Source organism: Paenibacillus sp. J22P143 (assembly GCF_059692035.1).
Window position 1 is genome coordinate 620,911 of sequence record NZ_JCAUAQ010000001.1, and the last position, 15,334, is coordinate 636,244.

Sequence of the window (15,334 nt, forward strand, 5' to 3'; positions counted from 1 at the left end):
CCCCAAAGTGACTCACTGTCCAAGAATCTTTCTAGCCATGGCAGCAAGGTCGATGATATCTAACTTGTTGTCATGATTAAGGTCATACATTTGAAGCGAAGTCCAATCGGAACGGCCGGAGGTTGCCCCATAATTTTTTGATAATAGAGCCAAATCACCAATACTTACTCTCGTATTCACCGCTCCCGTAAATGTTGCCAATGCTGCATTTAAGTTGATGACAGCCTGGTCTACTTGAGCCTGAGTGGTGTTGACATCGTTGGTAACTGCACGTGCATTGCTAATCACAGCTTTTAACGCATCGACAGCATCCTGGGAATAATGTCCCCATCTTGTTGGGCTAATCAATGCTGTATCGACTTTCGCCTGGGCTCCCGCGATCTTCGCGTTTAGCTCCGTTCTATCCACAACCGGAACGGTAAGCTGAACGTTGAAGGCTGAATCGCTATTTAATGGTGTTTCATCACCATATACATCAGCAACGACAACATTATTTAAGTAAATAGAGCTGATTACAGTTTGGTCAATCCGTTTTGTCTGGAAGTTCAGCTTCAGAACATCCATCGTTCCTGCAACCGAAATACTCGATCCTGTAGCTGCTGTAAGAATTCTTACTGATCCGGCAGCGTTGGATTGTCCAACAACTGATATTCCCGCAACAAGCGACTCCGCAGACACAAATTGCAGTTGTCCCGGATTGAAGTTGACTGTAAGATCTTGGGCGTAAACGCTTGCGATTACATTTGATAAGCTATAAGTCATGCTTAGAGACTCCCCGGCTACTACGGAAGCTGGACCCTTCAATTGAGCTACTTGATTAATTTGCAGCCCTGAAATAGCAATCTGCAAATTACTAGCCGCCGTATCGACCTGCGCTTGTGTCGCATTTGCATCATTGTTTACGTTGACAGCATTATTCAAGATGGTTTGCAGTGAAGCCCAGGAAACAGGTGTGTAGCTATTGCTATTTAACGCTTGAGCTTCTGTAATTTTCGCAATAAGTACTGTTTTGTTCGGCGTTTGTCCGCTAATCGTAATCGTAGTGGAACCTTTGGCGAAGCTATTGTCAGTCGCTACTGCAACTACTTGTACAGTTCCGTCTTTGATTGCTGTAAGTAACCCATTAGCATCAATCGTCGCTTTATCCGTTACCGTGACACCATCTGCTTCGTAGACACTCCACGTTAATATTTGATTAGGAGCAGTCGCTGGCAGAACAGCAGTCTGCATTTGCAGTGTGCCATCTTTAGCAGTGATCGCATTCGCTCCGCTTGCCCCACTTACAGAAATCGATCCAACTGGCAGGGTCGTATCTATTCTCACGTCATCATAGTAAGCTGTTTGCGCTACAGACCCGATGCTCGACGTTTGATCGCCAATTTGTATACGCTTAAAGGCCGAAACTCCCGTCGGAGAGAACACATAAGTTCCATCGATGTACAAATCCAACTTTGCTCCCGAACTATAATCAAATGTAAATTGATGCCAACCTACAGTTCGATTAATGGTTGAGGCATAAGTATTAGCGCCGATTTTATATATGTATTTCGTTGGTTTACTCTTGTCGACACCGATTCCTCTACTGTTAGCAGTAGTACTAGAACCATCGTCGACATAGGCTACATTCTGCTGCGAGCTTGGTGCTGCTAGCGTATCGTAGAACCACATAGAGACGACTTTATTCTGAGAAGAAGGAAAGATTCGTTGGATCGCATCCATGTCTTCATTAATAAGGTAGCTCATAGAGCCAGAATGGGCTTGGACATCGCTCAGAGTTGGCGTGCCTTTTTGGCCGGAAGGTAAATTAGGAACAGGGGCCCAGATGCCAAGACCATTCTCAAATCCATCGAACGAATTATCAACCTTTAATTTAGCTTCTAATGAATTTTCGCTCGTCGCACCACTAGAGTTGCGGGATTTCATGACGTAATAATAGGTATTTCCTTCAGCAACCGTCGCATCGACGCATGAAGTTGCAGTGATCGCACTACACACGAGGGTCGTATAGGGACCTCCCTTGACGTTTGAACGATAAACATCATAGCTTACGGCATTCGGTACAAGGCTCCAATAAATATTTCCGACAGTCCCGTTATATGTAGCTGTTAAACTAGGTGTTACGGTATAAGGGAAGTTTGCTTTAGTACCAATATTCGCATAATCCATAAGACTTTCATCAAAACCTGGTTTCCAGCTTACATTTGTGGTGGAAAAGGAATTGAACTGATCCAAGGGAAATGCAGGATTCGACCGGAATGGTGCGTTTTGCGTATTGGATACTTTAACGTTTTTGAAAATTTGTCCAAACGATTCATTATCCATAAAAACACCGTTCGGTGCTTGGTCCTGCATCGATGGATGTGCAGACACATTATCAATTGTTACTTGCTCTACTGTATTTGTCAGATACGGGGCAACCTTGCTAAGTCCCCAGGCATAAACTGGACCTGTATCTCCACTATCCTGATTCATATTGAAAATCTTTAAATACTTCATCACGTTATCGTGGACATATACATCCGAACTTGGCATACCTACGTACGCATCAAATACAACCGCATAACGTGGTGAATTATAGATGGTACTATATGAAACCTCATTACTGCCGCTATTCATCATGTATACACCGGAAGCATTGCCGACGAGCTCCCCGAGATCGTGAATAACGTTATTTGTTATTAAATTGTTTTTACTTACATCGCCTTCACCCGGGTATTTGCCTTCGAAGTAAACACCAGAGTGGCCTACATGTTCAATCAAGTTTCCGGAAATAGTATGATGCTGATTGTAAAACATGGCATATATCGCGGAATAACCGGCATTTTTGAAATGTGAATTTGTAATTTTTATATTGTCTGCATTAGTCAAAAATAACATACCTGTCCGATGCTGCGGCATGGTCATTTGGCGATCGTACTCAGGGTGAAGGTGCCCTTCACCAGAGTCACCATTTTTTACATAGGCATGTCTGTACCAATTTGTAAAATCCGTATCTTCCAGAGTTAGACCATCAAACTGAATATGATGAATTAGGCTGCTTTCTGAAGCACCTTGAAGCGCAATAATCTGTTTTACCTTCGGAGCAATAATGGTCTGTCCGTCAATCGCTCCATCCTTCGCCCAGTAGTACAAATCACCTGCAGTCGTATCCAAGTAGAATTCGCCTGGTTGATCAAGCAGTTCTAGAGCCCCTTGGATGAAATATCTGGTACCAGCTCCGATGACATAACGGGTTGATTGAGTAAGTGTAATTTGCCTACTCGTTGTGTTGATCGATGAAATCGGTACCGTATCCGTGAACCAAGCCCACTTAGACCCACCACCTGGCCAAATAAATACTTGGGCATCGCTAATGTTGGACATACTAGGAATGCCATCACCCGTTTTATATTCGATTACCGTAGAGGACGATGCCACTCCTACGCTGTATAGATAAGGCGCTTTCGCAGTTTTGTAGTTATCATCGGGAACGTAATTAGGAAACCGAGCTTTAATGGCTCTGTTCCCATTCTCATAAAGCGTGTCGAACCTCCAACCTGTTCCTACATGAGCTTTATAAATGTTGCCGGAATGCTGTTGCCAGCCTGATATCGGTGTGCCACCAATAAAATGGGCACTACCTACTGCATCTTTATTTTTATAAATAACATTAAAGCCGTTAGAGCCGGAATCGGCTTCCGTGAACTGAATTGTGCTAGACATATAATAGTCCCCAGCTGCAATGTTCACAACAATATCACTTGTCATGTTCGTATTCAAGCCGTTCGTGCGAATATAATCTCGTGCTTTCTCCATTGTTGCCCAAGGGGAGTTTGACGATCCATCTCCAGTTGTATCGCTGCCTAGTGTAGACACATAAAACATAGTTCCTGCTGCCGCACTTACAGGTTGAGCAGGAATAACTCCTACAAACATTGCGAATACCAGTATACAAGAAAGAAGAACGGAAATTGTTTTATTTGAATAGGCTTTCATTTTGACCTCCAGCTTTAAATTGGGCTTGCTTGCCAGGACCCTCACTCTGTAATTATTCATGCAGTTGTCATACTTTGAAGAATCGTCTTGCAACAGTATTAAGCGTTTTCATTTTTTTATTTTCCCCTTTCAATCTGTTTAAATAAAATACGGATATGATCGCCAGCGTTTGTATAGTTATCTAAGGTGATGCTAATGAACCAGTTCCTGTATCTAATTACCAAAATTTTACGCAAAAAGTGCACAGCTGAATAGGGAGTTAAATTAAAGATTCGGATACGAAATTGCTTTTTTCGACAATAATGAATACTAAAATCAACTAAAGTGATCATTTTTAACTTTTATTGCTATATCTGAAAAGTTCCTAACTTAGCGCAAAAAAAACCGTCCTCGGAAAAATCAGGACGGTTTAATAAGATTCTTAATAATTACAGTTTTACTTCAAATTATTTCTTAGTTTTAAAGAACTCGTCAACTTGCTTTTGAAGTTCAGCTACTAATAGCGCCCGCGATTGGAAATCAACAATGGACAACCTTGATTCATGTCGAGTGTTACAGTTAAGTCTGAGGAGATAGGCGTTTCTCCGTAAGGCATGGACTGTCCGTCGCTTACCTTGCCTCCCCACCAACATTCACCAGGCAGAAGAGGAATCTGAATACTGTCATTTACCTTTATGATAATCTCCTTTTTCAAAATGTCAGGTTCTTAGATGAGTACAGATAATAACATGTACTCTTTTTTCACTGTCTACCATGAGGAGATATTACCATACTCACTGAACTAAAAGTTCACCTTACATCCGGTTTGACTGCATTGTCAAACGGAATCGAAATTTCATATCTTCTTCAAACCACATCCTAAAATTGGTACCCCAAACGTTGTTATGCAGATTAAAATGAAAACCACCCTCGAGCGGAGCAAGCGTATTATCGAATTGCAGCAAACGTTTTTCCCCCGGACAAACCAGAGGGGAATCCAATGTCTCTATGACCAATCTTCCGTCCGCCCCATCGTAATAAATTCCGCTGCCCACGCCATGCATGTTCCGGTTCCCGTTCTTTACGACATTTAATGGAGAAATATGTTCGCCCAACTTATCCATCTTCCATTGATTTGGACTATCGACGAGTGGCACGAAGGAAAACCAGCTTGCTTCCGGCAATCGATTAGCGTCCTTGTCCCACCAGTTCAAGGTAACGTCAATCACTGGCTTATCTTTATAAAATGTATATTCAATGGCAATCTTTCCAGGAGCTCCATAATCCCTTACAGCTTCCTCAGGCATCGTTAGCTCTGCCCAAATCTGATCCGTTGTTTCACTTCGGACAAGATAAAGCTGACCTAATTCGGGGGCATAAAGCTCATGCCGCACTTTCGGGACAACCAATTGCATACCGGGCTTGGCCATAGCCGGTTCCGCCCAGACATGCATTTCAGGGTACTTAATCATATATTGCGGAAGCCATGAGTTGTAGCACTCCGAACTGAAGGTTTCATATCGATACACGCCCAAACGATTTGCTTCGTCTGCCCATACTTTTCCCTTCGCGTCCGTTAATTTCTTAATCGAACCTTCGTGATCAAAGACAACTTGGAACCCGCCAAGTTGAATGCGACGATAAGGTGCAATCGATTCCTTCATTGTTCCGAGGTCCACCGCCTGTCTTGAAGTAACCAATAGTTCAAGCGCTTTCTCCGCTTCTACCTTTCGCAAGCCCTTTAAGGCTGCAATAGCGCCGCGAACATAACCCCGCTGTTCATCCCAAGAACTCTCAAAATAAGAGTAATTGCGAAGTTCTGGCTTCTCCTCCGGTGTAGCCCCTTGATGTAACACAAAACCTTTATCACCCTGTTTGGCCATGTGTTGAAATTTATCTGGAACGCTGCTGCTGTCGACCCGATTGGCTTTCCTGGCCGCTCGAAAATCAGATTTCGCGTAGTTGCGGTAGTCACACAGATACTTATTCTCGTCCAAGCCCCAGGTATGCTCCGGCACCATGAGAAGGCTGCTGGAAAATTGCATATATTCCTCGCTTTGCATATCCAATTGTCCTTCCTGCAGCCATTTATCCCGTAAACGGAGCAGCTCGCGATATTGAGCTACCCTCATTGGATCGGAAGCCACCCCATAAATCCACGTATCCCCAATTTCCTCCGTAACGACCGGCAACCGATCTTTGCGTTCCCAAAGCTTCTCTGCAAAACGATCCAAAGTTGATGCCTGAATGCAAGCCCCAGGGTATTGCTCCGCCAACCGCCGGTATTCCGCATGAATCTCTTCCGCGGTCGGAGGGCCGTTGTTGTCTCCCGTATGGGCAAATACAAGCGCATCGTGAAATTCGTCCAGTTCGAATACCTGCCCGTAATCATTGGCATATTGCACGATAATTTCCGACCCGTCCCGCGCGCGCCAAACAAATATTTCCGGTACCTCCGGCCGGGTACATGCAGGATTAACACCGATATGCAGATACCTGATACCCGCGCGTGCCAAATAAGGCACCATGGCAAGGGTATGCCCAGGAACATCCGTCAGTTTGGATGCAATCGTCTTCTTGCCGTACTGCCGATCCAACCGACCGGAGATGTCAAGTCCAAATTCCAACAATTTCGGATCCATGAGCTCAGTATGTGTCGTAAAAGGAAGGCCGTGCCATGTAATATGTCCCTTCGCAATCGCCTCTTCCATCTTTTTCTTTTCCACTTCAGAAGCCTTTCTCAAATACTGATCCACGAGCCAGGATCCGGTCGTCCATATAAAAGAGGGCCTCCCATCCTTTTTGTCAAGCTCATCCGCCAGCTTCAACGCCGCCGGAATGAATTGATTCATATATTTGTCGACTACCGTCGCGGCCAAATCTGTAAATCCTAAATCTAAGTGAGTTTTGAATATGACATGTACGTTTTTGATTGTCATGATTTGATAGCCTCTTTCCTGGGTGACTAAGCTTATCACTTCAATTTCGTTCTTCACCATATCCGCTCTGATTTGGCCATGCGTACCCATAATATATAATGAGCGGCCTCCTCCTGCAATAAATGCGCTCATCGTGAACGCGACGGTCACTCCGCTCTCGAACTCCATGTTAACCACTTGATGATCAACTACATTGTTATCGCAATGATAGACGCATCTTCCATACGGTCCATCCTTCAGAGATCTAAGCACACCTTCATCGCTAGTATCGTTGCTGACGACAGAACGTAGCACGTCGCCAACCCAACCTTCTCTACCGATATACTGTTTGGGGGCAAAATAAGGGCATTCATCTTGAACCGGGCATCCGTCCAAGCAGTGTTTAGGTGCACCCTCTGGGGCGTTTTCTTTTCGAAAATGGAGCAATGAACCGAATGAAGACACTTTGGTGCATTCTTCATCAATCAGCCATTGCAGGATGTCCATATCATGACAGCTCTTGGCTAAGATCATCGGACTGGAAGTTTCTGAGTCCCTCCAGTTGCCTCTGACAAAGCTGTGGGCTTGATGTGTGTGCCCCACTTTTTCCGTATGCTGAATCGAAACTAGCTTGCCAACCCTGCCGTCCGTGATGAGCTTCTTGAGTGTCGCGAAAAAGTCCGTATAACGAAGTACATGGCAAACTGAAAAAACCCGATTATACTTCTTGGCATATTCGCCCATAATTAAGCATTCTAACGGATCAGGTGACATCGGTTTTTCCAAGAGAACGTGATAGCCTTTTTCCAAAGCTTGGATCGTCGGCCCGAAGTGTATTTTGTCCTGTGTGCAAATCAATATGGCATCTGCGAGCTTTGGTCCTGCCAATAGCTCCTCCCAGTTCGAATAACAACCTTCGCTTGGGATGTTATGGGTTTTCTGAAAATGTTCTCTTCTCTCTAAATCCGTATCTGCAACAACAACGAACTGAATATCCTCTGGATGACTCAATGCCATAGGGAGCATAAGATCCTGCCCCTCTATGCCCTGCGCCGATTAATACCGCTGTAATTTTATTCATTGTAAATTTTTCTCCTCCAAGTAATCCCATCTTGGCAAAACATTTCTCTTTATCAATAGCTTTAAAGAAAATCCGCCGAGAAACTTCTTAACTTTTCTCGGCGGATTTTTAATTGATAACTATTTTTTAGTTTTAAAGAACTCATCAACTTGTTTTTGCAGTTCAGCTACCACTTTGTCTGAACCTGCTTTTTTCATTTTGTCAATGAATTCTGCATATTTCTTGTCAGAGTCAGCAAGTGCTCCTGATTCTAGGACAAGCGCGGAACCTGTACCAGCATATTCTTTAACAACTGCTGCAATTTGTGCAAGTTCTGTTTTGATTGAATCCAGATTAGGTTTATAACCAAGTAATGGTGAAACGGTTGCTCCGGCATTCGTATCTTGCCAAGTTTTCGTAAAATTAGGTGCTTGAGCTTGTGTTTCGAAGCTATTCGCTGTATTTCCCATTGCATAGGCAAATGTGCCATATTTAGCATCTGCTGTTCCTTGCCCCGTGTAACCAATGGTTTCAATTTTATTGTCCCCAGTTTTCTTGTAATGCTTGCCTTCAATACCCCATACGAGAAGGTTATAAAGATCTTTCCCCTTAGCCGTATCTAACAAATTAATAAGCTGCATAGCGCGATCAGGATTTTTAGATGTTCTTGTAATCGCTAAGTTCGTGGAATCGGACAAGTTGGAGATGACATACTTCTCTTCCATTGGAATTAGCTGAATTGGGAAACCATATCTTGTAGAATCCGTCTTCGATGCATCTTCAACACTGCCAACGATCGTATGGAACCAAGCAACATTTCCGTCTGGCTTACCTTCATCTTGACGTTGATTTTGCAAGCTCAACATATCTTTACGAATGTAACCTTTCGCATACCAATCCGTCATCGTTTTGATAAAGTTCTGCTCTTGTGGCGTGTCATACCAGTTCACAACTTTTAGGCTTTTCGGGTCTTTCAAATCACCTACTAATTTGAACGTTGGTGTTAAGATGTTGTGATGCTGCATACTTGTAAGAACATTCGGGCTAAACCCTTTGCGTAATTGGTTGTTTTGCTTCAATTTCTCTAGATAGTCTCCGATCACTGCTAAAGATTCCTTAGATGCAGGACCCGTTTTATAGAAAGTTTCTTGTGCTGCTTTCGGATCGATATATCCTTTATCAATAAATTCTTTCGGTACACGCAGCGTTGGACGGTTATCTACGGCTTGTTGATAGTTTGGAATCGCATACAATTTACCATTTACACGAGCACGGTCCAATACCCAAGCAGGAATCTCTTTCTTAATTTCCGGTGCATATTTATCAACCAATGCATCCAATTCGATATAAGAACCTTTACTCACTTCACCTGGATAATCCAATACAAATCCTGTCCATGCAATGTCAATCTCTTCGGATGAAGCAGCCATTAGCTTCCATTTCTCAGCGTATTCCGCTTGAGTCATTGGCACGAATTCTACCTTCGTATTTGGCAATAATGTTGCCAATTTCTTGTTAAACTCATCATAAACCTCTTGCGAATCAGCTTGTTTACCAGGACCCATCGTAACAAACTTCAATGTAACGGGCTTTGCTGCTGCTGTTGCTGCAGGTGTTGTATTCGAAGAAGCCGATGGCGTGCTTGTACTTGTTTTGCCGCACCCCGTAATTATTAAAGCAGTTGTCATACTTAGAAGAATCGTTTTGGTAAATACAGTATTAAGCATTTTCATCTGTGTTTTTCCCCTTTCAATCTGCTTACATAATTTATTATACAGTTCTGGAACTTCTCAACTGCTCCAGAACTGGTATAAACAAGTAATTAACCTTTGACTGCACCAACCGTAAGTCCTTTTGAGAAGTATTTCTGGAAGAATGGAAACACCATAAGAAGAGGTCCTGCCGCCACGATCGCCATAGCAAATCGGATGGATTCAGACGGAAGTTTGTACAGATTTACATTTTCCATATCCAAGTTATAGGTCATAGAATTTTTGAGGAAATCGATTTCCATCAAAATCCGTTGCAACAGGAATTGCAAGGTGTAGAGTTTCTCATTACGAATATAAATCAAGGATGTAAACCAATCATTCCATTTGTCTAGCAGCACGAACAACGCGATGGTTGCAAGAGCTGGTTTAGCCAGCGGAAGAATGATTTGCCAAAAGACTCGAAATTCACTAGCACCATCCATTTTGGCCGATTCAACAAGGGCATCAGGCAAGCCTTGAAAGAATGTACGTAAAATAATGATATAGAAAGCATTTGCCAGCGTCGGTAGAATATACACAAAGATCGTATTATTGAGATGAAGATACTGCGTAATGAGAATATAGCTTGGAATAAGTCCCCCACCGAATAGCATGGTGAAGAAAATAAACAAAGTAATTGGTTTGCGAAGTTTAAAACTCCTTCTAGATAACGCATATGCACAAGTGGACATGACAAACAATCCACAAATCATGCCGCCAACCGCCTGAACGGAAGTCGTTAGGTAAGCAAACAAGATTTGCTGCGGCTTTCCGAATATGAGTTTATATGCCGACAGATCAAACTGAACAGGGATTAACTTATATCCATATTGCAGCAACGATTCCTCATTGGAGAATGAGACGGAAATAACGAGAAGAAATGGTATGATAAACGCTAAACTTAATAGAATCAAGAACACATGAATCAACGTATTGCCGATATTATTAGATAACGACTTAGGCATTCTGATCTGCCTCCTTCTTACGCTTTTTTTGTAATTTAGAATAAAGCATTTTCTGGTCTTATTTTCGTAACAATCCAGTTGCTGATGAAGATAAGAATAAGTCCGACAACCGATTGGAACAATCCTACAGCAGCTGAAATCCCGAAGTCCCCTGCACGCAAGCCACGGTAAACATAAGTGTCAATAACATCCGTTGTTGGATAAAGCACGCCGATATCCCTTGGAATTTGATAGAACAATCCAAAATCTCCTCTGAAGAGATTGCCGATTGCAAGAATGATGATAATCGTTAAAACAGGCGTAAGCGACGGAAGTGAAATCGCGAATATTTGTCTGATTCGCCCTGCCCCGTCAATTTTGGCAGCTTCGAACAATTCTGGATCAACGCTCATTAAAGCCGCGTAATAGATAATGGAGCTTAATCCAACTGTTTTCCAAACTTCCACAGAGACGATGATGTAAGGCCAATACTTGGAATTCGAGTAAACGTCAATGGATTCAAATCCGAAGAATTGGATCAATTGGTTGAAATAACCCAAAGTAGGATTAAATAGCGCGTACGTCATATATCCGACTAAAACCCAAGATAAAAATTTCGGCATAATCATGGATGTTTGATAGAATTTCAAAGCCAATTTCCCACGAACCTCGAACAGCAAGAGCGCAACTGTAACAGCCGCCATATTACCCAAGACGATAAATACACCAGCATAACTTACAGTATTCCTTGTAATTCGCCATGCATCCATGGACGTAAAGAAGAATTCAAAGTTTTTGAATCCAATCCATTCACTACCGAAAATACCGTCGGCATATTTATAATCTTTAAATGCGAGTATGACACCAACCATCGGTGTATAGTGAAAAATAAGGTAATATAGAATTGCCGGTAAGGTTAGGAGAAATAAGGCTATATTCTCTTTAACCAATCTTTTTAATGTATTCCGTCTAAGTGGCTTCGTCATTGTTTCAATTGTCGACTTATCTGTCACGCTATGTAGTGCAGTTTCTCTCATGTGTCGTTTCCCCCTTTGCTTACTTTAATTTTACGAAATAGGGGTATAATTGAATAGGGAGCCAAATTAAAGATACGGTTACGAAGTTGCGGAAATAAATAGGAAGAAGTTACTTAAAGCAATTAAAGTAACTTTTTTCAACTAATCCTTACAATATCGCCAGAACGACACCAATATCGACATATCATTGCGTTATAATGAAGTGAAAACATAGAGAGGATGGCGTAACATGTACAAGCTTATTCTGGTTGACGACGAAGAGATTGTACGCAGAGGGCTGAGATATTTTCTAGATTGGGAATCACTTGGGTTTCAGATCGTCGCTGATTTCGAGGACGGTAAAGAGACCATCGAATATTTGAAAACCCATGAGGTTGACATTGTACTAACTGATATTCGAATGGCGGAGATTAACGGAATCCAACTAGCCAAGCATATATATGAGAACTATCCGCAGATTCGTGTCATTATTATTAGCGGTTATAAAGATTTCGAATATGCCCAACAAGCCATAGCGTATAATGTAGAGAATTATTTGTTAAAGCCGACGAAATATGACGTAATTACGGATGTATTTCAGAACTTGAAGCAGAAGTTAGATCAACAGAAGAGTGCTTCTATCCAACAGCAACAGCAATCTGTACGATTTGATGAGCTTCTTCCTTTATTGAAAGAGCAATTTTATACCGATCTCGTGATGGGGGCCTTGCGGAATACGAATGAGCTTCATAAACGAGTTCAATTATTATCGCTTTCCCTAGACCCAGGCCATTGTCCTTGCGCTTTAATTGACTTAGAGCTATGTGAGCCTGAGAAGCTGACCATTAAGCCAGAAAAGATAACCTATTCGTTAAAAAGCATTTTCCTTGCTGAAAATGCTAATTTCTTGTATAAGGCTGTCTTCAATGAATATCAGGGGATGAAATTACTTGCTTTTCCTAATCATGCAGTAACACTGGAGGACCTGCGTAAGCAACTCGATACAGAGTTGAATGAAATTATTTCCCGAATCCGAAGCAATTTTGATATCGAGATTCGTTATCACGTGACAGCTACATTTCATAACCTAGTTGAATTAGCTCAATTTAGCGTACCGTTAAAGCTTGTTTATGAAGAAACGCGTGGAAAAGATCGGTTGGAGCCGAGCGAATATGACAATCTGCTAGGGAAGTACAAGCTATTCATGGCGCATATTACAGACAGCCAAATTGAGAATACCATGAGCCTACTTGATCGATTCATGGACGAATTTCGCAATTTGCCAATCTCATTTGTTCATCGTTTGATTATGGATCTGTTTGCAATGGTATTCCGATATTACGCGGATCGCGGACAAGTTGGTAAGATTCCGCATGAGACCGCTCATAATTACCATGCTGTTATTGAAATCAACGATTTGGAGGAAATCCGCAGATGGGCCAAGCAGTATATCAATAATCTTATGGTTCTCAATGTAAATACGAAAGAATCGAATGCCACTCTGATTGTCGAGGCAGCGCAAAAATACATTTTACAGAACTTTCATCGGGATTTATCGCTCGAAGAGGTCGCTAATCATGTTTTCTTGAATCATATTTATTTTAGCCGAATCTTCAAGCAAGCATTAGGTATCAATTATATTGATTATTTAACCCAATTGCGGATTCAAAAAGCGATTGAATTGTTAGAATCCCGTCAATATAAAATTCACGAGATCACGGAAAAGGTTGGCTATCTCAATAGTAAATACTTTGCCCGCTTGTTCAAACAAACAACAGGTGTCAGTCCTAAGGATTACATTCGACAACAAAGCTTGCGTTCACAAGGTAATGAATCATGAAAACAAACCGCAATTTAATACAAGCTGTCCGAATGTACAAGTTTCAAAGTCTCTTTATCAAAAGTTTAATCTTGATTTTCCTCCTAGTGATTGTTCCTTTTACAGGTTTAAGCATTGTTACGTATGTTCAAATGAATAAAGCGATTGAGACAGAAATCAGCGGTGTGAACATGAATTCACTGTACCGCGTGAAAGACAGTATCGAGACCATTTTTAAACAAATGGAGCGAGTTTCGCTGGAATTGACTTATCAAGATGATATCGCTTCCTTCATGCTTTCTCCCTCGGACAATAATACGCTCAATTCCAAAATGAAGACGATCCATGATAAGATTTCGATGTTCACACGTTCCATCAAATACATGGATTCCCTGTACGTGTATTCGGAGAGGAATTCGTACATGCTTTCCAATCGATTTGACTCAACCTTAGCAGATTTTGATGACAAAACCTGGCATAAATCCGTCTATCAGAAAATGGACAGCAACCGGTCTTATTTGGATTTACGAAAACGGAACGATACGTATCCATACTTCATTTCCTTTACGCTGCCTTCTTATTTCTATAACACTAGAATTGGAGCTGTAACCGCGAATATTGATATCGAAGAGCTTCGTAATTATTTATTTCAAACAGGTGAACAATTTGAAAACACGTACATCTTGCGTGGAGATGTGGTGGCTTATAGTAATAATCGGTCTGAATTTATGTCCAATATCCATGATATCGATCTGCTGAATAGCGCGGATGTCCTTGCTAATATCACTGCCCCAAACACCTTGATTAAAACCATTCACAAACAGAAATATATTGTATCCGTGCTACCCTCTGAGTATAACAATTTAACTTATATCTCGTTGTTACCTCTCAATAATTATGAACAGAAAATGGAAGATCTGCGAACATTTTTGTATTTGTTTTTTGCAATTGGCGGGATCATCGTCTTCGTTGTTTCCTTATTGATCTCAATTAAAACATTCTCACCTGTGAATCAGATCATGTCTATGATTGAAGATCAGGAAAAGTTAGAGCCTCTCATGGACACCAGCGAGAAAAGCAAATGGAACGAGGTGAGAACAATTACCAATTCGATATTCAGAACCATAGATGCCAAACGAGGTCTTGAACAAGAGCTGCAGCTCCGCATGCATTCCTTACGGAAGGCTCAAACGATTGCTTTGCAAAATCAGACGACACCGCATTTCTTGTACAACACCTTGGAAACGATAAAGTATCTTGCGATTGAATTAACGAAGGGACATAATAACGTGTCGAAGATGGTTACAGCACTCTCAGATCTGCTAAGACGCAGTCTGGATACCGATAATCCGCTAACTGAGCTAAGCGATGAGATCCAACATGCGAAGCAATATGTGGAGATTATGCAAGCCAGATATCCGAATAAATTTGATGTGATTTGGCAGATTGAAGGAAGTCTTCTTGCTTGCCAAATATTAAAGATTTCCATTCAACCGCTATTGGAAAATGCGTTTCAGCACGGTATTATTCCTACTCGTAATCCAGGACAGATTATTATTACGGGACTGCGAACATCGGATGGAATCGTCATCACCGTTTCCGATAATGGGCAAGGTATGCCTGAGGACCAACTCATTAGTCTTCAGCAAAAACTGGCCAACGGCGTGAATTTAGAGGAGAAGCATATTGGTTTGAAAAACTTAAATCAACGGATTAAATTACTATTTGGCGATCAATATGGGGTATTCATTTCATCAAATCTACACAGAGGCTTAGCAGTATATATCGTGATTCCTGAAAAAATTGACAGTGAAGACATCGAGTAAGTCGCGGAACATAAAACAGCCGATTAAGAGTCGCTTGACTCCTAAT

General features: G+C 41.8%; 7 protein-coding genes. 2 read left to right on the plus strand and 5 right to left on the minus strand.

From position 1 onward, the window contains the following. Positions 1–12: 12 nt before the first annotated feature. From AC58PQ_RS03065 to AC58PQ_RS03085, 5 genes are all read right to left on the minus strand, one after another. The gene (locus AC58PQ_RS03065) at positions 13–3,975 is read right to left on the minus strand and encodes a right-handed parallel beta-helix repeat-containing protein (RefSeq protein WP_497240483.1); all 3,963 of its coding nucleotides are present in this window, start codon (positions 3,973–3,975) and stop codon (positions 13–15) included. 794 nt (positions 3,976–4,769) lie between these two features. Further along, positions 4,770–7,898 carry a DUF5054 domain-containing protein gene (locus AC58PQ_RS03070; protein WP_497240484.1) on the minus strand — a complete coding sequence of 1,043 codons (3,129 nt, stop codon included), beginning with the start codon at positions 7,896–7,898 and terminating at the stop codon, positions 4,770–4,772. Positions 7,899–8,072: 174 nt separating this feature from the next. Next, the gene (locus AC58PQ_RS03075) at positions 8,073–9,665 is read right to left on the minus strand and encodes an ABC transporter substrate-binding protein (protein WP_497240485.1); all 1,593 of its coding nucleotides are present in this window, start codon (positions 9,663–9,665) and stop codon (positions 8,073–8,075) included. Between the two features lie 89 nt (positions 9,666–9,754). Then, entirely contained in the window at positions 9,755–10,648 is an 894-nt protein-coding gene (locus AC58PQ_RS03080) for a carbohydrate ABC transporter permease (RefSeq protein ID WP_497240486.1), read from the minus strand. Between the two features lie 35 nt (positions 10,649–10,683). Then, positions 10,684–11,664, minus strand: a complete 981-nt coding sequence (locus tag AC58PQ_RS03085; RefSeq protein ID WP_497240487.1) for an ABC transporter permease — start codon at positions 11,662–11,664, stop codon at positions 10,684–10,686. Positions 11,665–11,893: 229 nt separating this feature from the next. Here AC58PQ_RS03085 and AC58PQ_RS03090 point away from each other — a divergent pair, with 229 nt between their 5' ends. Further along, positions 11,894–13,483, plus strand: a complete 1,590-nt coding sequence (locus tag AC58PQ_RS03090; protein WP_497240488.1) for a response regulator — start codon at positions 11,894–11,896, stop codon at positions 13,481–13,483. Then, positions 13,480–15,288, plus strand: a complete 1,809-nt coding sequence (locus AC58PQ_RS03095) for a sensor histidine kinase (protein ID WP_497240489.1) — start codon at positions 13,480–13,482, stop codon at positions 15,286–15,288. The genes AC58PQ_RS03090 and AC58PQ_RS03095 overlap by 4 nt, the downstream gene beginning before the upstream one ends. Positions 15,289–15,334: the final 46 nt, after the last annotated feature.

Coding starts and splice junctions, on each gene's coding strand:
- AC58PQ_RS03090 (WP_497240488.1), top strand. CDS start 11,894: ATGTACAAGCTTATTCTGGTTGACGACGAAGAGATTGTACGCAGAGGG.
- AC58PQ_RS03075 (WP_497240485.1), bottom strand. CDS start 9,665: ATGAAAATGCTTAATACTGTATTTACCAAAACGATTCTTCTAAGTATG.
- AC58PQ_RS03065 (WP_497240483.1), bottom strand. CDS start 3,975: ATGAAAGCCTATTCAAATAAAACAATTTCCGTTCTTCTTTCTTGTATA.
- AC58PQ_RS03070 (WP_497240484.1), bottom strand. CDS start 7,898: ATGCTCCCTATGGCATTGAGTCATCCAGAGGATATTCAGTTCGTTGTT.
- AC58PQ_RS03095 (WP_497240489.1), top strand. CDS start 13,480: ATGAAAACAAACCGCAATTTAATACAAGCTGTCCGAATGTACAAGTTT.
- AC58PQ_RS03080 (WP_497240486.1), bottom strand. CDS start 10,648: ATGCCTAAGTCGTTATCTAATAATATCGGCAATACGTTGATTCATGTG.
- AC58PQ_RS03085 (WP_497240487.1), bottom strand. CDS start 11,664: ATGAGAGAAACTGCACTACATAGCGTGACAGATAAGTCGACAATTGAA.